Source organism: Microvirga terrae (assembly GCF_013307435.2).
GTDB lineage: Bacteria > Pseudomonadota > Alphaproteobacteria > Rhizobiales > Beijerinckiaceae > Microvirga > Microvirga terrae.
In genome coordinates, this window is sequence record NZ_CP102845.1 from 4663961 (window position 1) to 4683741 (window position 19781).

16 protein-coding genes are annotated in these 19781 nt (G+C 66.0%); 5 read left to right on the forward strand and 11 right to left on the reverse strand.

Translation table 11 applies throughout. From position 1 onward, the window contains the following. Positions 1-13: 13 nt before the first annotated feature. From HPT29_RS21940 to HPT29_RS21960, 5 genes are all read right to left on the reverse strand, one after another. The gene (locus HPT29_RS21940) at positions 14-307 is read right to left on the reverse strand and encodes an aa3-type cytochrome c oxidase subunit IV (protein ID WP_173948057.1); all 294 of its coding nucleotides are present in this window, start codon (positions 305-307) and stop codon (positions 14-16) included. A 113-nt stretch (positions 308-420) separates the two neighbouring features. After that, on the reverse strand, positions 421-1638 hold the full coding sequence (locus HPT29_RS21945) for a glycosyltransferase (RefSeq protein ID WP_173948058.1): 1218 nt from the start codon (positions 1636-1638) through the stop codon (positions 421-423). 58 nt (positions 1639-1696) lie between these two features. Beyond that, a complete protein-coding gene (locus tag HPT29_RS21950; RefSeq protein ID WP_173948059.1) occupies positions 1697-3064 on the reverse strand; it encodes an ABC1 kinase family protein in 1368 nt (455 codons plus the stop codon). A 107-nt stretch (positions 3065-3171) separates the two neighbouring features. Beyond that, positions 3172-5118, reverse strand: a complete 1947-nt coding sequence (locus HPT29_RS21955; protein WP_173948060.1) for a PQQ-dependent sugar dehydrogenase — start codon at positions 5116-5118, stop codon at positions 3172-3174. 92 nt (positions 5119-5210) lie between these two features. Beyond that, complete coding sequence (locus HPT29_RS21960) at positions 5211-7037, reverse strand: M3 family oligoendopeptidase (protein WP_173948082.1); 1827 nt, start codon at positions 7035-7037, stop codon at positions 5211-5213. Between the two features lie 428 nt (positions 7038-7465). Here HPT29_RS21960 and HPT29_RS21965 point away from each other — a divergent pair, with 428 nt between their 5' ends. Together HPT29_RS21965 and HPT29_RS21970 are read left to right on the forward strand one after the other, a co-directional pair. Beyond that, on the forward strand, positions 7466-9229 hold the full coding sequence (locus HPT29_RS21965) for a L,D-transpeptidase family protein (protein ID WP_173948061.1): 1764 nt from the start codon (positions 7466-7468) through the stop codon (positions 9227-9229). 143 nt (positions 9230-9372) lie between these two features. After that, positions 9373-11016, forward strand: coding sequence for a peptidoglycan L,D-endopeptidase MepK (locus HPT29_RS21970; protein WP_259060261.1), 1644 nt, complete (start codon positions 9373-9375; stop codon positions 11014-11016). A 63-nt stretch (positions 11017-11079) separates the two neighbouring features. Here the strand turns inward: HPT29_RS21970 and HPT29_RS21975 are convergent, their stop codons facing one another. The 5 genes from HPT29_RS21975 to HPT29_RS21995 all read right to left on the reverse strand — a co-directional run bounded on the left by HPT29_RS21975 (position 11080) and on the right by HPT29_RS21995 (position 15643). Further along, positions 11080-11940: an urea carboxylase-associated family protein gene (locus tag HPT29_RS21975; protein ID WP_173948062.1), complete on the reverse strand. Its 861-nt coding sequence runs from the start codon at positions 11938-11940 to the stop codon at positions 11080-11082. Positions 11941-12039: 99 nt separating this feature from the next. Continuing rightward, a complete protein-coding gene (gene repC, locus HPT29_RS21980) occupies positions 12040-13188 on the reverse strand; it encodes a plasmid replication protein RepC (protein ID WP_173948063.1) in 1149 nt (382 codons plus the stop codon). 986 nt (positions 13189-14174) lie between these two features. After that, the gene (locus HPT29_RS21985) at positions 14175-14432 is read right to left on the reverse strand and encodes a DUF2312 domain-containing protein (RefSeq protein WP_173948064.1); all 258 of its coding nucleotides are present in this window, start codon (positions 14430-14432) and stop codon (positions 14175-14177) included. Positions 14433-14493: 61 nt separating this feature from the next. Continuing rightward, the gene (locus tag HPT29_RS21990) at positions 14494-14799 is read right to left on the reverse strand and encodes a DUF1244 domain-containing protein (protein ID WP_173948065.1); all 306 of its coding nucleotides are present in this window, start codon (positions 14797-14799) and stop codon (positions 14494-14496) included. 4 nt (positions 14800-14803) lie between these two features. Further along, positions 14804-15643 carry an N-formylglutamate amidohydrolase gene (locus HPT29_RS21995; RefSeq protein ID WP_173948066.1) on the reverse strand — a complete coding sequence of 280 codons (840 nt, stop codon included), beginning with the start codon at positions 15641-15643 and terminating at the stop codon, positions 14804-14806. A 111-nt stretch (positions 15644-15754) separates the two neighbouring features. Between HPT29_RS21995 and HPT29_RS22000 the strand changes: the two genes are divergently transcribed. The 3 genes from HPT29_RS22000 (at position 15755) to pyk (ending at position 18795) form a co-directional block, all read left to right on the forward strand. Continuing rightward, positions 15755-16693: a DMT family transporter gene (locus HPT29_RS22000; protein ID WP_173948067.1), complete on the forward strand. Its 939-nt coding sequence runs from the start codon at positions 15755-15757 to the stop codon at positions 16691-16693. A 201-nt stretch (positions 16694-16894) separates the two neighbouring features. Continuing rightward, positions 16895-17356, forward strand: coding sequence for a DUF1036 domain-containing protein (locus tag HPT29_RS22005; RefSeq protein ID WP_173948068.1), 462 nt, complete (start codon positions 16895-16897; stop codon positions 17354-17356). A 2-nt stretch (positions 17357-17358) separates the two neighbouring features. Beyond that, positions 17359-18795 carry a pyruvate kinase gene (gene pyk / locus HPT29_RS22010; RefSeq protein ID WP_173948084.1) on the forward strand — a complete coding sequence of 479 codons (1437 nt, stop codon included), beginning with the start codon at positions 17359-17361 and terminating at the stop codon, positions 18793-18795. Here the strand turns inward: pyk and HPT29_RS22015 are convergent. Next, positions 18786-19766 carry an alpha/beta fold hydrolase gene (locus tag HPT29_RS22015; protein WP_173948069.1) on the reverse strand — a complete coding sequence of 327 codons (981 nt, stop codon included), beginning with the start codon at positions 19764-19766 and terminating at the stop codon, positions 18786-18788. The genes pyk and HPT29_RS22015 overlap by 10 nt on opposite strands. Positions 19767-19781: the final 15 nt, after the last annotated feature.

Here is a 19781-nt window from a genome sequence, read left to right on the forward strand (position 1 = left end):
GATCGTCCGCCGCTCAGTAGAAGATGAGCGCCAGCAGGAGGAGGACGCCGACGGCTGCCGGAGCCCGAACGCCGACGGATGGAGCCATCGCGCCGATGCCGCCCGCCACGAGCGAGAGGATCACGCCGAAGATCGCCGTCAGCCAGGCATGCTTGATCCCGCCGACCGCGAGGGCCAGCACGTGGCAGATGATGACCGCCGTGGCGATTTCGGCGAACTGGACAAATCCCTGATAGGTCGCCTCATGAGCGCGGCTGTCCATATCCGGACTGTAGCCCCCGTGCGGCGCATGTTTTGTATCGGCCATGTTTCAAAGCCCTGTTCAGCGTCACTTGTTAACTGCTGCGTTTAGCGCATGCGATGAGGAGCCGCAATCTTTCGAATGGCTCCAAACGAAAACTTTATGAATGCATTTTGCGCTCATTTGATCCCGAGGAATTCTCGCCACTGGGGCAGGCAGACTGTCTCGTAATCATATCGTGCCACGGCGATCCGGCGGGCCTCGGCGGCCATGGCGGCGGATTTCTCCTTCTCCGCGAGCGTCTCGCGCACCCGATCAGCCAGGGCCTTCTCGTCGAAGAAGGGGAAGAGGCGCCCGTTCACCCCATCCTGGATGACCTCCCGCACCGGCTCGGTGTCCGAGGCCACGATCCGGCATTCGAGCGCCATGGCCTCGATGGACGACCAGGACAGCACGAAGGGATAGGTCATGTAGACATGGGCCGAGGAGACCTGCAGGACCTTCACGAACTGGTCATAGGGCAGGTTTCCGACGAAATGGACCCGGGACCAGTCGATCGGACGCTCGATCCGGGCCTTGAACACATCAAACCACGACTGCCCGTTGGGCGCGGAGCCGGAATAGCTCGTGCCGCGGCCGCCGACGATGACGACCCTGAGGTCAGGATCGATGTCGAGAAGATAGGGCAGACTCTTGAAGACCACGTGCGCGCCACGCATCGGCTCGATGTTGCGTGTCACATAGGTGACGACGGGCTTCTCGCGGGTCAGCTGCGGCCCGCTCTCGCCGAGTTGGAGCCTGACCTGAGGGTCCGGCAGGAGCTTGTGGGTGTCGATGCCGTCATGGAGGATGGCGAGCCGGTCGCGCAGGTAGGTGGGGAACGTGTCCCGCTGGTAGCGGGTCGGCGCCACGGCGAGGTCGGCGGCGTCGAGCGCCCCGAGCTGCATGGAATTCTTCAGGCGCAGGCGCCAGATCACCTCCTCGTTGGTGACCGGGAATTCGGGATCGAAGTCCAGATCCTGCCCCTTGGCGTGGTAATAATATTCGAAATAGGCCACATGGCGGGCCTTGGGCCAGATGTCCTTCAGGAACAGGTTTTCGCCCCAGCCGGTATTGACCACGACGACATCCGGTTCGAAGCCCTGGCTGGCCAGCGCCTTTGCCCGGTAGGCGACTCCATAGGCCCGACGCAGGCGTGGAATGACCGGCGAGTAGCGGTTCTGGTAAGGCGCGTCGTCCGGCCCAGGCACCGCGTCGTAGGAGAAGTACTTCACGCCCGGGATGGCGCATTGCTTGACCATCCCGAGGCCCACGACCTCATGCCCCTCGGCCACGAAGGTCCGGGCCAGACGCAGGAACTGGCCCGGAAAGTTCTGGTGAACGAAAGCGATCTTCATCGGTTGCCCCTACCCTACCGTTAGCCTCTACGGCCAACCGGCGAAAGATGCAACCTCATTACACCGGATTTGGTAAACCGGCGGCGGCCAGAGCCTCTTTCTGCTTATGCTCCAGGTTGTCCAGGGAGAAGCGGTCGATCTCGTTCTCGAAGAGCCGGTGGTAGTTCAGCTCGGCCTTCAGATGCAGGAAGACCGCGCCCAGACCCACCGCCGCACGATCCATGAAGACGAACTCGCGCGGCACCGTGACCGGCCCCTTCTCCTTCAGGGCCTTGTGGACCTCGAAGGCCTGGCGGCGGCCGTACTCGCCGGGCTTGACCCCATCGGCCACCGTGCGGACGCGGTCGTCGAGGAGCGGGGCATAGATGAAGCGGGCCCAGATGTTGAGGATGTCGATCAGCTCGTTCGAGAGGCTCTTGAAGCCCCAGGTCTCGTAGGCGTGGACGACCCGGGCCCGGTCGTCCGTCTGAAGGCCGCGGTAGAGATCGACCACGCCGCCCACGAAGCGGGGATGGAAGATGCGGATGCAGCCGTAATCGAGCAGGTTGATGCCCTGCGCCTCCCCGTCCTCGGAGAACACCGTGTAGTTGCCGAGATGCGGATCTCCATGGATGACGGCCGCATGGCTGAAGGGGTGCCACCAGGCCTTGAACATGGCGACCGCCAGCCGGTTGCGGATCTCGACCGGAGCCTCGGTGAAGCCGAGGATCTTCTCGCCCTCGAGCCATTCGAGCGACAGAAGCCGCCGGGTGGACAGGTCCGGATGGACCCGGGGCACCCGGACCTCCGCCACATCGGTCAGGGCCTGGGCATAAAGGGCTGCGTGCTTCGCCTCGCGCTCGTAATCGAGCTCCTCGCGCACCCGCTCTCCGATCTCCTTGGCGATCTCGCGGGTATCGATGGCGGGATCCATGCGCCGGTGAAGGGCGAAGACGAGCTCGAGCTGCTTGAGGTCCGCCTCCACGGCCGACTGCATGTCGGGATATTGCAGCTTGCAGGCGAGCTTCTCCCCGTCCTTCGTGGATGCGCGGTGGACCTGGCCGAGGGATGCGGCGGCGGCCGGGGTGAGATCGAAGGAGCCGAAGCGGCTCTGCCATTGCGCCCCGAGCTCCGCCTGCATGCGCCGCTTCACGAAGGCCGCTCCCATGGGCGGCGCCTCGCTCTGCAGCTTCTGAAGCTCCGCGGCGTATTCCGGCGGGATCAGATCCGGAATGGTGGCCAGAAGCTGCGCCACCTTCATGATCGGCCCCTTCAGGCCGCCGAGCGCCTGCGCCAGCACGGCCGCGTTGGACGCGTCGCGGGCATCGCCGCCGAACAGCCGGGAGCCGGCCATGCGGGCCGCGACTCCGCCCATGTTGGCGCCCACGCGGGCATAGCGGGCGGCGCGCGCGGAGAAGCGGTTCGCTTCGCGGTCGGTATCGGCCATGACGTGGAATCTCTTGCTCTGAACTGGAGAGCTTTAGATATGGCGTGGTCTGCCGAGCGCCAGGGCGTCCTTCCGCGGCCTTTTACCGGGGTGGGCGCTCGGCTTGGCTACAGGAGAAAGTCTCCCGCCTTCAGGCTGCGGATCGCCATGAGGCGGATGATGCCCTCGGCATCATGATCCGCATCCGTGTTCAGGAGAACGCGTGTCTCGGATCCCGAGACCTCGTACCGGACCTGCCCGGCCGCCGTGAAATCGGCCCTTCCGATGAACGCGAAGGCTTGGTTGCCGCCGCGCAGGCTGTTGGCGTCGATCGCCGCCAGATCCAGGCGATCGTGAGCCCCGTGGCTGAAGTCGCGCACCACATCGGCGCTGTTCAGATCCGGCCCGGCGGACCCGGCCGACCTCCAGCGAAACACGTCGGCCCCGGGTCCTCCGGACATCCAGTCTTTCCCTGGGCCTCCGACGAGGGTGTCCTGACCGGCATCGCCATAAAGCCTGTCATTGCCGGCATTGCCCGAGATGCTGTCGTCGCCGGCGCCGCCACGCAACGTGTCGTGGCTCCCGGAGCCCCTGAGCGCGTCGTTAAACGCGCTGCCGAGCGCGCCCTGGATGCCGACCAGGCGGTCGCCTGCGGCATCGCCGCCCGCCTGGGTCTTCCGTGCGAGGTCGATGCGCACAGGTCCGGAGGAATCACGATAATCCACATAGTCGACGCCACTTCCACCCGACAGGAGGTCGGCGCCCGGTCCGCCCCGAAGGGTGTCGTTGCCGGCGCCTCCGTACAGCGAGTCGTTGCCGCCGCCGCCGAAGATCCGGTCGTTGCCGCCACCGCCGCTGAGGACGTCCGCCGCATCGGCCCGGATGTCCGGGCCAGTGCCGGACCTGAGGTCCAGACGGAAGATCTTGCCCCCGTAATCGACGAGGTAGAGGTTGCCGGCTCCATCCTCCCCGAGCGACGAGACGGATCCGATCGGACCGCCCCCGACGGCCACCTGCCCGGTGAGATCCTTGAACGACCATGACCCGGAGGCGCGCTGCAGGGTCCAGATGCCGCTGGTGCCGAAATCCGAGAAGAAGTAGATCCCCTGGAAATCCGGTTCGGGCCCGCGATAGACGTAGCCGCCCGTGACCGCGACGCCGAGATCGCGGCCATAGGCGTGGATCGGGTTCGTGAAATTGGGGAAAGCCCGGGGATCGAACGGGCCTTCGGTGGCGCTCCAGCCGTAATTGGCGCCCGCCCGCCCCAGATCGATCTCTTCGGTGGTGCTCTGGCCGACATCGCCGATCATCATCTCGCCGGTCAGGCGGTCGAAGCTCACGCGCCAGGGATTGCGCAGGCCGGCCGCATAGATGCCGGTGCCCGCCGCACTGCCAGCAATGCCCTCGATCGAGGCTGGATTGTCCGGCGGCAGGGCGTAGTTCCGCGCCGGGTCGGACGGAAAGGCGTCGGCTTTCACGTCGAGCCTGAGGATCTTGCCGAGCTGGTTGCCGATGCTTTGCGCATTGGCGCCGTTCGCGCCGTCGCCGGTCGCCACGTAGAGATAGCCGTCGGGTCCGAAGCCGATCCACCCGCCGCGGTGGTTGGTGGACGACGGGTAGTCGATCCGGTCGATGAGCCGCATGCTGCCGGCATCCGCAACGAGCGGGTTCGACGCCTGCGTCCTGTATTCCCGGATCTCGACATCGCCGGCCGTCGTGCTGAGATAGACGTAGAATCGCCGGCTCGTCGCAAAATCGGGCGCGAAGGCGAGCCCGAGGAGGCCCTGCTCCCCGGCGGTCGCAACCTGTGTCGAGACGTCGAGAAAGGGTCCGCCGAGGGTCTGGCCCGTTCCGGTGTCGTGGACCTTCACGAGCCCGCGCTTCTCGAGAATGAAAAGATGCCGGGAATCACCTGGCGCCGCTGTCAGATAGAGCGGGTTGTCCAGGCCGGACACGATCATGGTGGCCGCCACCGTGGGCGGCGTCCGGGCATTGGGATCGTACCCGTAGATCGTGTCCGCCGCTTTGGTTCCGCTCAGCCGGTCCTCAGCCTGGCTCCCGATACGAACCGCCATGGTCGACCTCCCGGTCCAGCCCCATCCGTGTTCGTTCTGTTCTTATCGTGTGCAGGCCCGGGCGGCCGGTCTCCGGGTCGCCCGGCAAAATGCTAGGAGGCTGGGGTCTCCATCGCCTCCAGCTCGCCGATCAGCCGTTCGATCATGGACAGGCCGATCTGCCAGAAGGCCGGATCTCCCGCATCGAGGCCGAAGGGCGCGAGCAGCTCCGAGTAGTGCTTGGTGCCGCCCGCCGAGAGGAGCGCGAAATAGCGGTCCACGAAGCCTTCGTTGGACCGCTCGTAGACGCCGTAGAGCGAGTTCACGAGGCAATCGCCGAAGGCATAGGCGTAGACGTAAAACGGCGAGTGGATGAAGTGGGGGATGTAGGTCCAGAAGCTCTCGTAGCCCGGGCCGAGCCGGATCGCCGGCCCGAGGCTCTCGTCCTGGACGGACATCCAGAGCTCGCACAACTTGTCGGCCGTGAGCTCCCCGTTGCGACGCTCCAGATGCACCTTGCGCTCGAAGGAATAGAACGCGATCTGGCGCACCACCGTGTTGATCATGTCCTCGACCTTCGCGGCCAGCATCGCCTTGCGCTGGACCGGATCGACGGTCTGGTCGAGGAGACGGCGGAAGGTGAGCATCTCGCCGAAGACGGACGCCGTCTCGGCGAGGGTCAGGGGCGTAGGCGCCATGAGCGCGCCGTTAGGGCCGGCCATGACCTGGTGCACCCCGTGCCCGAGCTCATGCGCCAGGGTCATCACGTCCCGCGGCTTGCCCTGGTAGTTCAGGAGCACATAGGGGTGGGCCGAGGGCACGGTCGGGTGGGCGAAGGCGCCGGGCGCCTTGCCGGGACGGGTCGGCGCATCGATCCAGCCCTCGTCGAAGAAGCGCTGCGCGATGTCGGCCATGCGCGGCGAGAAGGCGGAATAGGCCGACAGAACCGTATCCTTCGCCTCGTTCCAGGAAATGGTGCGCTGCTCGACCTTCGGCAGGGGCGCGTTGCGGTCCCAATGGTCGAGCTTGTCCTTTTTGAACCACCGGGCCTTCAGGGCGTAATAGCGGTGCGACAGGCGCGGATAGGCTTCCTGGACGGCCGACACCATGGCCTCCACGACCTCGCGCTCGACCCGGTTCGCCAGATGGCGGGAATCGGCCACGTCCTCGAAGCCGCGCCAGCGGTCCGAGATCTCCTTGTCCTTGGCAAGCGTGTTGGTGATGAGCGTGAAGGTGCGAAGATTCGCCTTGAAGGTCTTGGCCAGGGCGTCGGAGGCGTCCTTACGCACGCTCTCGTCCGGATCCTGCAGCTTGTTCAGGGTCGGCTCGATGGGCAAATCCTCGCCGCGCACCGTGAAGCGCAGCGACGCGATGGTCTCGTCGAACAGACGGTTCCAGGCCGAGCGGCCCGTCACCGACTTCTCATGGAAGAGCTGCTCGATCTTGTCCTCGAGCTGGAAGGGCTTGTCCTTGCGCAGATCCTCGATCCAGGGCTTGTAATGCCTGAGCGGTTCCTCGCTCACCGCCTTGTCGAGCACCGCGTCTTCGATGCGATTGAGTTCGAGCCCGAAGAAGAGAAGCTCCGTCGAGGCGGCGGTCAGGCGCTCCTGCGTGTCGCCGTAGAACTTCGCCCGGACCGGGTCGGTGGTGTCGCCGGAATAGACAAGGCCCGCGTAGGACATGAGGCGGCCGAGCAGATCTTCGAGCGCCTCGTAGCGCTTCACCACGTCGTCCAGCCGCTCCGACGCGTTCTCGCCTCTGGCCATCCCGTCGAGCTTGCCGCGATAGGCGGCGGCGAAGGCCCGGCACTCCGATTCGGCCTTCGCGAGATCCTGCCTGAAGGCCTCGCTGTCCATGCCAGGATAGAGGTGGGAGAGGTTCCATTCGGGCAGCAGCCCGAGTTCGGCCTGCGCGGCGCCGGCGGTGGACGGATGATGCATGGGAGAGGCTGTCAGGGAGGTCACGGGCGATGGCCTGCTTGGGATCGGTCTAACGGAATGGTCCTGCACACATATTGGCCGCCGCGCTCTGCGGATCAACCCGTCTCGGCCCGGGCGCGCCGCCTGCCTCCTGTCAACGGCCGGTTTACCCTTCTCCTGGCATCGCCTCGGCGATTCCCACTCGCGGGTTCGACCCTTCATACCTCGTCCGGCCTACTCGCAGGCGATGGTCGCATCGTTCGTATGGAGGCGGGAGGCCCGCCGTGCTCGGGCTTTTTTACAGAAAATTGAAGGAACTTGACCTAGAGGGTGAAGCCGCATGGCGTTTTGTGCGTTAAGCGTAACAGAACGTGTGCGGGAACACTGACGAAATCCTTTCGATGGGGGACTTTCGAGCCTCCACCTTCATTGCGACGAGGAGCAGGATCATGCGTGGCTTGCGCAAGACGGCACTTTGGCTCGGCCTCATTGGGTCTGTTTCACTCCTCCCCCTTGCCGCTCTTGCAGAAGACGCCGGCATCCAGCCGGATCTCGTCCAGACCGCTCCCGCGGAACCCTCCTTCCACGATGCCGCCGTTCCGGACACCCCGCCAAGGCCGGACACGGCTTCCCAAGCCATTCCGCTCCTCGAGCCTGCGCCCGTCACCGTCGAGGCAGCCGATCTGAGGGCTTCCCCGGTCATCGACATCCCGTTGCCCGATGCGGCGCCCGTCACCGCCCTGATGCAGACGGATCTCTTCCGCATGGCCGTGGAAGGCCTGCTCGCCGACGAGGCCGCCATGCGCGACCTGCGGGTGAGCGGCAAGGACCGGGACGCCCTGTCGGCCTATTACGCTCAGGCCGAGCGTCCCCTCGTCTGGGCCCGGGACGGGGTCTGGTCGCCTGCCGCCCGCGGCGTGATGGAACGCCTGAAAGCCGCCGACGAGGACGGTCTCGATCCAGCCGATTACGCTCTGCCCGACCGGGGCCTGCGCAAGGATGCGCCGCCGGCGCAATGGGCTCGGGCCGACGTGAAGCTCTCCCTGTCCGTGATCCGTTATGCCCGGGACGCCCGCGGGGGGCGCATCGATCTCGCCCGGCTGTCGCCGCTCGTGACCCCGAAGCTCGATCTCCCGTCCCCCGGTGACGTGCTGAGCCGCGTCTCCTCCGCGGGAGACGCGGGCGGAGCGCTCGAGGCCTACAACCCGCCGCATCCCGGCTACAAGGCCCTGAAGGAGCGGCTGGCGAAGCTGCGCGAAAGTCACCCGTCGCAGCCGAGCGTCCGGCTTCCACGAGGGCCGATCCTGCGCGTGGGCATGAAGGATCCGCGTGTGCCTCTGATCCGCGCCCGGTTCAATCTCACGAAGGATCCGGACAATCAGACGGTCTATGACGAGCGCGTGGCCTCCGCCGTGGCTGCCTTCCAGAAGGAAAAGGGCCTGCCGGATACGGGCGTTCTCAATTCTCAGACGATCGCCGCTCTGTCCGGCCCATCGGTGGCACAACGGCAGTCGGACCTGATCGCCAACATGGAGCGCTGGCGGTGGCTGCCTGCGGATTTGGGGCAGCGGCACATCATGGTGAACGTGCCCGAATACCGCCTGCAGGTGGTCGATGGCCGCACCGTCGTCCACCAGACCCGCGTGATCGTCGGCAAGGAGCAGTCGCAGACGCCGATCTTCTCCGAGACCATGAAGTATCTCGTGGTCAATCCATCCTGGACGATCCCGCCGTCGATCATGAAGAAGGAGATCCTGCCGGCGCTTGCCAACGATCCCTATTACGCGGCGCGCAAGGGCTACAAGGTCATCCGCCGGGGCGACCGGATCGTCGTGCAGCAGCCGCCCGGCGAGCGCAACGCACTGGGCTTCGTGAAGTTCATGTTCCCCAACCAGCACGCGGTCTATCTGCACGATACGCCCAACCGCAACCTGTTCTCGGCCAGCAAGCGCGCCTTCAGCCATGGCTGCGTGCGCGTCGAGAAGCCCTTCGAACTCGCCGAGGAGATCATGGGCCGGGACGGCAAATGGACCGAGGAGCGGTTGCGGGGGCTCATCGGCAAGGGCGAGCGCACCGTGCAGCTGAGCAATCCCCTGCCCGTGCACCTGACCTACTTCACGCTCGCGATCGACGAGAAGGGCGAGGTGAAGCGGTTCGACGACATCTACGGTCTCGACCGCAAGGTCCGGGCCGCCCTCAACCTGTCCGAATAGCTCCCAAATCCCGTTCCGTTTTCAACGAAATTCTCACCCTGACTTAACGCGAAGGTAACCGTCTTCGGCAAAGATCCTTTCACTATAAGGATTGCCGCATCCCCGGATGCGGCCCGGTAAAGACGAGTATCACAGTGAGAGTATTGCGTACGGACCGCCTGGCGCATCGCGCCGGCATTGGTCTTGCGGCCATTCTGGCCGTCATGGTGGGCGGGGTGCGCGGCACGCAGGATGCCGTCGCCAACGGCGATACCCGGACCCTGAGCCTCTACAACAACAACACCAAGGAAAGCCTCACCGTCACCTTCCGGCGCAACGGCCAATACGATTCCGGCGCCCTGCAGCAGCTCAACTGGTTCCTGCGCGACTGGCGGCGCGACGAGCCGACCCGCATGGACCCGCGCCTGTTCGATACGGTGTGGGAGGTCTACCGCGAGTCCGGCTCGAACGAGCCGGTGCATGTGAACTCGGGCTATCGCTCGCCGCAGACCAATTCCATGCTCCGCCGGCGATCGAGCGTGGTGGCCAAGAACAGCCAGCACATGCAGGGCAAGGCCATGGACTTCTACCTGCCGGACGTGTCGACCGCGCGCCTGCGCGCCATCGGCATGCGGCTGCAGAACGGCGGCGTCGGCTACTATCCCAATGCCTACACGCCGTTCGTCCATCTCGACGTGGGCAGCGTGCGCGCCTGGCCGCGCATGACCCGCTCCCAGCTCGCGAGCATCTTCCCGGACGGGAAGACCGTTCACATCCCGTCGGACGGCCGCCCCCTGCCCGGCTACGACGAGGCCCGCGCCGAGGTGCTCGCCAAGGGCGGCTCGGTGGCCGGCTACACGGCCTATGCAGATGCCGAGGAGGCCGTCGCCACCCAGCCGCGCCGCAAGAGCTTCTGGGCCACCCTGTTCGGCCTCGACGACGACGAGAACGAGGACGCGGAGGAGATCCGTGTCGCCTCGCGGCCCAGCCGGACCATCATGGCGTCCCGTCAGCCGCAACCACAGTCCCAGCCGGCGCAGAACTATTATGCCAGCGATTCCAACGCGTCGGTCTATGCGGCGCTGCAGCCGGCTCCGGCACCTGAGCCGGCCCGCCGCGCTCCGGTGGCGATCCAGCCGCGTCCCGAACCGCCCGCTCCAGCCGTCATGGCCGCCATCGCACCGGCCCTGCGTGAGGATCTGACCCCGCCGGCCTCCGCGCCTCTGCCGCCGACCCGGATCAACGGTGCGCCCAGCACCGTCCAGACGGCGTCCGGTCCGGCCCTGGCCTGGCAGCAGGGACCGGACGCGCAATCCGAGATGTCCATCGCCAAGGGCATGGCCTTCGCGCCGATGCCGCCGCGGCGGCCGGATGCGGAGGACACGGACGTCGAGCCCGTCGCCGGAACCCTCGCCATAGCCTATGCCCCGCTCCCGCCGGCCCGTCCGGGCTCTCTCGCCGCCACGAACCCGATTCCCGGCGTCCCGGAGCTGCGCGGCCCCGTGGAGATGGCGGTTGTTCCGCTCCCGCCGCCGCGGCCCGACCTGCGCCCCATCGTGGTCGCCGCCGCGGGCCCTGTCGATATTCCGGTCACGGGGTCGACCCCGAAAGAGGTCACGAAGGCGAAGACCGCCGCCGCACCTGAGGCGAAGTCTCCCCCGGCTCCGAAGAAGCCGCCGACGGCGCTGAGCGCCCTCATGTCGGCGGAGCCCAGCCTGCACATGGGCTTCTCGAGCAAGCCCGCGGGCGATCTGGCGACGAACCGCTTCACCGGACCGGCGGTCAAACCGCTGAACGCGGTGCGATAAGAGAGGGGCTCCCTGCGGAGCCCCTTTTCGTTTCACCGGATCGGCACGCCGATGAGGGCCTCTTCATTCGCCGTGCTGCCGGCCATAGGCATTGCGCGCCGGCGGGGTCCAGTCCCGCGGCGGCGCCTTGGGCCGGTACACCTCCACCAGGAGCGGATGGCAGACCGCCGCATCGCTCGAATGCTCCGCGCTGCAATCGCCGCCCGGGCAGGCGGAAAGCGCGCCGAGCAGATTGATCTCGGCGAAGAACTCCAGGTAGTCGCCCGGCCTGACGGGGCTCGCCTTCATGAAGTACTGCCCCGTATCGCGGGTGAAGCCGGTGCACATGAACACGTTGAGCACGTCGTGCACCGCCGGCTCGACCTCAGCCTTGGGACGACCCAGCCGATGGGCGAGCGCACGGGTCAGGTTCGAGTGGCAGCAGTAATGGTAGTCCTGGCCCGAGAGCAGACGATGCGTGTAGGGATCGCACCGCGTGCCGATCACGTCGTGCACGGAGCCGCCGAACTGGTCGAAGCCGTACCAGTCGAGAGTGTCGTGCGTGATCGTCGCCATCGGCCTTAAGTACGGCAGGGACGACCAGAGCTGGTCTCCGGTGGACACATGCGTGCCGTTGAGCGCCCGCGTCTTGCCGGAGAAGAAGCGCTCGTCGAGATCGTCCGCCGCCCAGAGATTGAGGTCGCCCACCTGCGGGCCCTCGATGCTGACGATCCGGAAGAAGCAGCCGGCGGGCACGCTGAAGCAGCGCGCGTCCCTAGCCGGGACGACAACCTCGTCCACTTTCTCCCAGCCCTCACGCGCCGCCCGGTAAGCTGCGAGATCGGGCCGCGGCAGGGTTTCGACCGGATAGCAGATGACGGGAGCAACGCTCCGGCGCGCCTCCGCGTCGGCAGGATCGGACACTTGGTCCCGGGCGAGCTTCATGGTTGTCTCCAGCTTGTTGTGGTCGCTTCCTTATAGGGAACCGGATCGGCACAGGCGAGCGCGAAGCGCCGGCGTTGGCAAAGCCCACCTCCCCAATCCTCAGACCATCCTGCGGCGCCTCAAACTCAGCAACTCCTGTTCCATATCAATTCGACCAGCCTCGATCATGCGCACGACGGATCGGAAATAGCCGCCCGGATTCCGGATCCGGTTTCGGCCGCTCGACACGTCGTCGTCGTAGAGCTGCAGGACATAGATCACGGCTGTCGCCGCCCGGAGGGCGCCGATCGCCGCGACGGCCTCGTTCCAGGCGCTCGGATGGGCTCCGAGGGATGCGCGCAGGAAGCGGCCTGCCGCGACCACATCGACCGCATCGCTGATCGGATGAGCGCAGGCGGACACCACCGGACATGCTTCGGCGACCAGGGCGGGCAGCAGCGGCGGCAGCCGGGACGGAGCCGGGTCCTCGGACGGCGCTTCAACCCGAATGCCCTTGTCACAAGTCTCACTCGGAGATCCTTTCTCTGGTTCTATTTGTCGGCATTGCGTGCCGCCACAGCCCGCCTGGTAGAAGGCATCTTCGGCGCGTTGCCGGATCTCTTTCCACGCATCGAGCAGGCCCTCCGGAAGGGCTGTTCCGGAGCGCTTCGGGGTCCGGGCTCTGAGCGTGGACAGGCGGCTCTCGATGGGCCCGCGATCGACCGCCGGATGGTACTGGGCCAGCGCGCTCAAGGCCTCCTCGGCAGCGCGGCGGCAGATGGTGATCTCGTCGAAGGAGCGCTTCAAGCTCTCCGTCTGGCGCTTCTGCTCGGCCAGGACCGCCGTCCATTCGCCGCGGCGGGCATAGAGCGGCGTGAGGTCGAACCCGAAGGCGTCCACAACGGTGCCGGCGGCATCGCGCACGGCGTAGCGCTTGCCGTTAGGCGAATCCTTCGGAATGACGAGCTGGCATTCGATGAGGGCCCGAACGGCATTGCGCACGGCGCGCTCCGACAGGCCCGTCGTCGAGATCAGGCGCTGATTGGACGGCCAAACAAGCAGCCGATCCATCGCAAGCTCGCCCCAGCACGCCACCAGCTGGCTCAACACCAGACGCTGCGGCGCGCTGAGGCCGAGCGCCTTCTCGGCTTCGCGAGCGGACGCCGAGAGTTCTTTACGTGTGACCGTGCGCCCGGTTTCGAGCGCGAACTTCCTCGCGGCCAAAGCAGCATGTCTCAGCCGCCGGCCTCCAGACGATGCAAGCTGCATCGTATCCCTCCCATGTGAGGGCAAAGCGGGAGCGTTCACCGGAACCGATGTCGTTGACACTCAGCTTGTCGGGAGGCATAAGGATTGTCGCCAAACGAATCCGTCGCCGTCCCTCGGTGACTCCAAAGGCCCTCGAAGTTCCCGCTTCGTGGGCCTTTTGCTTTGCCTAGCCTCAGTTCACGTCTGTCGTCTCCTGCTCGAAGAGCGTTGCGGGACCAGGGAGGCATGCGCGCCGGCTGATCTGATGCCCTCTCGCGTGGATGTCGAACCCACGCGGAGAAGTCCGGATGCCAAGCACATCAGCCTCCCGGAGGCCACCGCGTGAGGGGCTTCTCGGAAGCGCTGACGACCGCGGCGCTCAGGGCGCCGTCGGTGCAAACTCCAATGTCTCGTAACGCCGTCAGAGATGTCCGATTCGGCCGTGCGGGTGGAGTCGATCCGTAAGAATTGGTTAAGGCTGACCACACAATTGTTGAAGAAACGGCAGTTGTGCGATTCGTCAGGGGAGAACCGGCGAGTCAAGACAAAGCTGACATTGACGAAGTCATATCGGCTCGATTCATGTGAGATGCCGCCTCTACTGCAGCGAAACCAGCATTTGTCGAGTAATACTGGCGAGAGCACACCGTCTATTGCAGATTCAAACCGGACTGGCGCAGCAAGACATAATCCGCCTCGAAGGATTCACCCTCGAATCGCATGCGGATCCAGCATCGATTCAGAATTGCGGATCTTGAGCGATGCGTTCCTATGCCTGCGGAGCGGACCTGCGATCTGCCGACCGGCATGATGAAGTTGCCAGCGGGGTCATTCTTCCGCGCTTGCTCCCCGGCGTGGCGGGGGAGAGATCAGCTCCCAGGTTCCTCACCCATGAACGTCGAAAGCCGGAGACCAGGCTCCGGCTTCGGGTCGCGGCGACCGATATTGAACGTTAAATGGAGCGGTGTCGTGCGCGATACGCGATCCTGCACAACGGCTCCAGCCTCTTACTGCATCCCGAGCGCCTGCATGTAGAGTTCGAGGATCGCGTCCTCCTCCTGGCGCTCGGCGTAATCGCGCTTGCGCAGGGAGACGATCTTGCGCAGGACCTTGGTGTCGAAGCCGTTGCCCTTTGCCTCGGCGTAGACGTCCTTGATGTCGCCCGCGATGCCGGCCTTTTCCTCCTCGAGGCGCTCGATGCGCTCGATGAAGGCCTTTAGCTGGTCGGCCGCGACGGATTCGGTGTTGAAAGCTGCGTCATCCATGAATGAAGCCCCTGATTGATGGCATTGGCGCCAGTGTTATGGTCATTTGGTTGAAGCCGTTTTAATGCCCGGACTTCGACTTCTCGAAATCAGCCCGCTGGGAGGCCGAGGCCTCGCCCTGGTGGCGATCCTTCCATTCCTCGTAGGGCATGCCGTAGACATGGGTGCGGCATTCTTCCTTGGAGAGCGCGATGCCGCGCTCGTCCGCCGCCTCCTTCAGCCAGTTGGACAGGCAATTCCGGCAGAAGCCCGCCAGGTTCATGAGGTCGATGTTCTGAACGTCGGTTCGCTCCCGCAAGTGCTCGACGAGCCTGCGGAAGGCGGCGGCCTCCAGCTCGACCTGCGTCTTCCCGTCGATATCCTTCATCGGCCTATCCTCCATGCTGGCGTAGGCGATCCCGGGTGCGTGTCCCGAAGATCCTGGGTTCCCGAAGCTCTGGCCGGGCGGCGAGAGGCTTGAGGAGCCGGGCGAAGCGCTCGGCCCATTCCCCGGCCCCTGCCTCCGGGGCGATCAGATCCTGACGGATCTCGATCAGCGCGTTGGCCAGCCCCCGGATGGTGGCATGCCGGTCGATCGTATCGCCCGCGAGCGCCCCATCATAAGGCTCGTTGTCGCCGACGACGAGTCCGTCCTCGGCCGCAAGGCCTTCCAGCAGCGGCCTGGCGAAACGGTCGTCCGCGTCCCACAGGATCCCCACATGCCAGGGCCGCGGCCAGCCGCGCCAGACGGGCGTGAAGCTGTGGACCGTCACGACGACAGGCGGGTGGCCCGCGGCCATGGCCTTGTGGATCGCATCCGCGATGGCATCGTCGTAAGGATCGTAGAACCGGGCGATGCGCCTTTGCACCTCCGCCTCGTCCACCCGGGCGTTGCCCGGCACCACCGCGCCGTCGGACAGGCGCATGACAAGGGTCGGATCGTCCCGGCCCCGGTTGGGATCGATGACGAGGCGCGAGAACCGGGTCAGGATGGCCGGTGCGCCCAGGCGGCGGGCGAGCGACCGGGTGACGGCCGCGGCCCCGATATCATAGGCAATGTGGCGCTCGAACTCGGAGGCTGGGAGGCCGAGATCGCCGAGATCCGGCGGTACCGCGTTGGACGCGTGGTCGCACAGGATCAGGATTCCGGTCTCGATGGAGCCTGGGATGGTCTCGACGGGACAGGGCTCCAGACGGGGATCGTCGAGCTTGAGCGCGGCGGAGGCGGACATAGCGAGGAACGGATTTCAGACAAGGTGGATTGAACGGCGGAGGAAAAGCCTTACCCTGCCCCTCCAACCCTGACAACGCGACCTTCCGCGCAACACACTTTCACGACCTTCATGGCTGTCCCATCCACAACGGCCAGGCTCGAGCCGGGCGTCGCCCGCGCTTTTGCCGCTCTGTGTCTCGGCGCCGTCGCCATGGGGATTTCCCCGATTTTCGTGCGGTTCGCCTCCGCCGGCATGGACGGGGTGCCGGCCGATGTGGGGCCGTTCGCCAGCGCGTTCTGGCGCGTCTCGCTCTGCCTGCCCCTGCTCTATGCCTGGATGCGAATCGAGGAAAGGCGCGCGCCCGCCGGCGCCCCGAAGGTCCGATTTTCGAAGGCGAGCGTCTTCGGCGGCATCGTATTCGCCGGGGACCTGCTCTTCTGGCACCTAGCGATTCTCAAGACCACGGTGGCGAACGCGACCTTCTTCGCCACCATGGCCCCGCTCTTCGTCGTGCTGATCGTCTGGCTCGTGCTCCGGCAGCAGGTGTCGCGGGGAACCTTCATGGGTCTCGCCCTGTGCCTTCTGGGCGGTGCTGCCCTGATCGGCCAGAGCCTCCAGGCGGATCCCGCGCGGATCGAAGGCGATCTCTACGGGCTCGCCACGGCCTTCTTCTTCGGCCTCTATTTCCTGGCCGCGAGCCGGGCGCGCAAGACGGCGGGCGCCGCGCAGGTGACCTTCGAAGCCGGGCTGATCACCTCGGCGATCCTTCTCGTCGTCGCGCTTCTCTTCGACACGCGGGTGGTGCCGCGGACCGCGCAGGGCATCGCGGCCCTTCTCGCCATGTCCTATGTCAGCCATGCAGGCGGCCAGGGACTGCTCGCCATTGCGCTCGGGCGGCTACCGGCCGTCTTCTCGTCGCTGGTGATCTTCCTGGAGGCGATCGCCGCAGCCGTGTTCGGCTGGGCGATTCTCGGCGAGGCGCTGACCCCGGTCCAGAGCTTGGGCGGCGCTCTGATCCTGTTTGGGATCTGGATTGCCAGACCCAAGGCCGATACACCCGGTGGATGAGATCCCGAGCCCCCTTCGAATGGAGGGCAAAGGCCCTCTCCAAGCCGCCTGGTCGTGTCGTAAAGGCCATGAAGCCTGCAAAATCTGCAGCAGCCCTGCTGTAAACTCTTGCTCCCGCTGATCTTCTGGCCGACAACGATTCGACATAGTTCTCACCGCATTGTGCGATTTCATTCCTTTCGATTCGACCATACCGCACCCATGAAGGCCGCTTCTCTCACATCGTCTCCCCGCTGGCGGCGAAGCCTTGCGCTCGCAACATTTCTCGTCGGCGGCTGCCTTCTCGCGGCAGCGCCCGCCAAAGCGGACCTGCGTCTGTGCAACATGACGCCGAGCCGAATCGGCATCGCGCTCGGTTACCGGGATGCGCAGGGATGGGTGACGGAGGGCTGGTGGAATCTCAACGCCCGCGGCTGCGAGACCCTGCTCAAGGGCCAGCTCGGCGGACGCTTTTACTATATCTATGCCATCGATTACGACCGGGGCGGCGAGTGGAGCGGACGCTCCTTCATGTGCACCAGGGAGCGTGAGTTCACGATCCGTGGCACGGAGGACTGCCTCGCCCGAGGCTTTGACCGCAGCGGCTTTTTCGAAGTCGATACAGGTGAACAGAAGAGCTGGACGATCCAGCTCACCGAAACGAACCGGCCAGGGGGGCCATGACGATGAGACGCGAGAGGCGCACCAAGATCCTTGCAACCCTGGGACCGGCGTCCGAGAACCCGGAGATGATCGCCAAGCTGTTCCAGGCCGGCGCCGACGTCTTCCGTTTGAACATGAGCCATCTGCCCCGCGAGAAGCTGAAGGAGCGGGTCGAGATGATCCGTTCCATCGAGGCCAAGTTCAAGCGTCCCATCGCGATCCTCGCCGACCTGCAGGGTCCGAAGCTGCGCGTGGGAGCCTTCGAGGGTGACAGCGCCATGCTGGTGCCGGGCCAGACCTTCATTCTCGACGCCGACAAGACGCCGGGCACCAAGGACCGCGTGCACCTGCCCCATCCCGAGATCCTGTCCTCCCTCGAGCCCGGCCACACGGTGCTGATCGACGACGGTAAGCTGCGGCTGCGGGTGAAAAGCGTGAAGAAGGGATCGGCCACCACCTCGGTCGAGGTCGCGGGCAAGATCTCGAACCGCAAGGGCGTGAGCCTGCCCGACACCACGATCCCGGTCGCGGCCATGACCGACAAGGACCGCTCTGATCTCGAAGCGGCGCTCGATGCCGGCGTCGACTGGATCGCGCTCTCCTTCGTGCAGCGCCCCGAGGACGTCGCCGAGGTGAAGAAGGTCGCGCGCGGGCGCGCCCTCGTGATGTCCAAGCTCGAGAAGCCGCAGGCCATCGCGCGCCTCGACGAGATCATGGAGATCTCTGATGCGGTCATGGTCGCCCGCGGCGATCTCGGCGTCGAGATGCCGCTGGAAAAGGTGCCCGGCATCCAGAAGCGCATCGTCCGCACGGCCCGCCGCCTCGGCAAGCCCGTGGTGGTGGCGACCCAGATGCTGGAATCGATGATCACCTCGCCGGTGCCGACCCGGGCCGAGGTCTCCGACGTGGCCACCGCCGTCTACGACGGCGCCGATGCCGTGATGCTCTCGGCGGAAAGCGCCTCGGGCCAGTACCCGATCGACGCGGTCGCCACCATGAGCCGGATCGCCGAGGAGGTTGAGCAGGACCAGAACTACTGGTCGATCATGCGCACCCTCAACGCGGAACCGGAGGCCACCGGATCGGACGCCATCGCGGCAGCCTCGCACCAGATCGCCGACACCCTCAACATCAAGACGGTGGCCGCTTGGACCTTCTCCGGCTCGACCGCCTTCCGCATCGCCCGCGAGCGGCCGAACTCCACGGTCGTCGCGCTCACACCCAGCGTGAACACGGCACGGCGCCTGGCGCTGGTCTGGGGCGTTCACTCGATCCGCACGAAGGATGCCAGCGACATCGACGACATGGCGTTCCGCGCCTGCAAGTTCGCCCTGCGCGAGGGCTATTCGACCGTTGGCGATCGCATCATCGTCGTGGCCGGCATGCCCTTCGGGACACCCGGCGCCACCAACATGGTGCGCATCGCCTTCGTCAACCAGGAACACGCCGCTCAGGCCTGATCTGCCCCGACCCTGGCCGGCGCGACGCGGTCGGCCAGGGCCTCGATGGCTTCCAGGACCGTTCTCTGATCGGCGTATTGCGGCATATGGCCGATCCCCGGCATCACGATCAGCTGCGCGCCCGGCACCTCCCGGGCAAAGGACAGGCTGTGAAGGTCCGTCCACACGATCTCGTCCCGGTCGCCCGCCACCACGGTCACGGGCACGCGGATGTCTCGGTAGCGCGCGCTCTGCCGCAGGACCGCATGGTACATGACGGCGAAGTCCTGCATGTTGGCCTCGTAGGCGCGAGGCCGGAAGGCAAGCGGAATGAAGCCTTTCCTCACGATGCCTTTCGGGGCTGATTGGGGCCAGAACGTCTTTCTCTTCATCGAGGGCCGGAGCACGAGGAGTACCGGCACGGCCAGGGTGCGCAGCAGAAGCCAGCCCGCCCGGGAATCGATCAGGCGCCGGTACCAGCCGATATAGCCGCCGGGCCAGGGCGACGTGATGCCGGACAGGACCAAGATCGCTCCGGTCACGTCGGCATGGTCGAGGGCGAAATGCGGCGCGATCGTGCCCGACCAGGAATGCCCGACGATGACGGCGTCGCGCACAGCGAGCTGCCTCAAGGCTCCGGCGATGAGCGCCGCCTGCCGGGCAGGCTCCGCTTCGCTCAGGCCCTGTCCGCGTTCGCTCCAGCCATGGCCGGGACGGTCGAAGGCGAGGACGCGATAGCGATCCGAGAGGGACCCACCGATCCCCAGCATGGATTCGACGAGATTGGACGAGGCGCCGTGCAACAGGACGACGGTCCCGAGCGGCTCGCCCTTCGGCCCCTCCTCCCGGTAATGGAGCCGGCGGCCGTCGACCGCGATGAACCGGCCGGTTGGCGGATACCGCCGTTCGATGGCCCAGGCATAGGCGTAGGTGAAGGCGGCTCCCAGGACGACGAGCGCGAGCGGGACCAGAGGAACGAGAAGCAGGGACATCCCTGCTACGTGGCT

Bases quoted from the DNA above. Each gene is read 5' to 3' on its own strand.
- pyk (WP_173948084.1), top strand. From the start codon at position 17,359: ATGAGACGCGAGAGGCGCACCAAGATCCTTGCAACCCTGGGACCGGCG.
- HPT29_RS21945 (WP_173948058.1), bottom strand. From the start codon at position 1,638: ATGAAGATCGCTTTCGTTCACCAGAACTTTCCGGGCCAGTTCCTGCGT.
- repC (WP_173948063.1), bottom strand. From the start codon at position 13,188: ATGCAGCTTGCATCGTCTGGAGGCCGGCGGCTGAGACATGCTGCTTTG.
- HPT29_RS21940 (WP_173948057.1), bottom strand. From the start codon at position 307: ATGGCCGATACAAAACATGCGCCGCACGGGGGCTACAGTCCGGATATG.
- HPT29_RS21955 (WP_173948060.1), bottom strand. From the start codon at position 5,118: ATGGCGGTTCGTATCGGGAGCCAGGCTGAGGACCGGCTGAGCGGAACC.
- HPT29_RS21990 (WP_173948065.1), bottom strand. From the start codon at position 14,799: ATGAAGGATATCGACGGGAAGACGCAGGTCGAGCTGGAGGCCGCCGCC.
- HPT29_RS22005 (WP_173948068.1), top strand. From the start codon at position 16,895: ATGAAGGCCGCTTCTCTCACATCGTCTCCCCGCTGGCGGCGAAGCCTT.
- HPT29_RS21985 (WP_173948064.1), bottom strand. From the start codon at position 14,432: ATGGATGACGCAGCTTTCAACACCGAATCCGTCGCGGCCGACCAGCTA.
- HPT29_RS21965 (WP_173948061.1), top strand. From the start codon at position 7,466: ATGCGTGGCTTGCGCAAGACGGCACTTTGGCTCGGCCTCATTGGGTCT.
- HPT29_RS22000 (WP_173948067.1), top strand. From the start codon at position 15,755: ATGGCTGTCCCATCCACAACGGCCAGGCTCGAGCCGGGCGTCGCCCGC.
- HPT29_RS21960 (WP_173948082.1), bottom strand. From the start codon at position 7,037: ATGCATCATCCGTCCACCGCCGGCGCCGCGCAGGCCGAACTCGGGCTG.
- HPT29_RS21995 (WP_173948066.1), bottom strand. From the start codon at position 15,643: ATGTCCGCCTCCGCCGCGCTCAAGCTCGACGATCCCCGTCTGGAGCCC.
- HPT29_RS22015 (WP_173948069.1), bottom strand. From the start codon at position 19,766: ATGTCCCTGCTTCTCGTTCCTCTGGTCCCGCTCGCGCTCGTCGTCCTG.
- HPT29_RS21975 (WP_173948062.1), bottom strand. From the start codon at position 11,940: ATGAAGCTCGCCCGGGACCAAGTGTCCGATCCTGCCGACGCGGAGGCG.
- HPT29_RS21950 (WP_173948059.1), bottom strand. From the start codon at position 3,064: ATGGCCGATACCGACCGCGAAGCGAACCGCTTCTCCGCGCGCGCCGCC.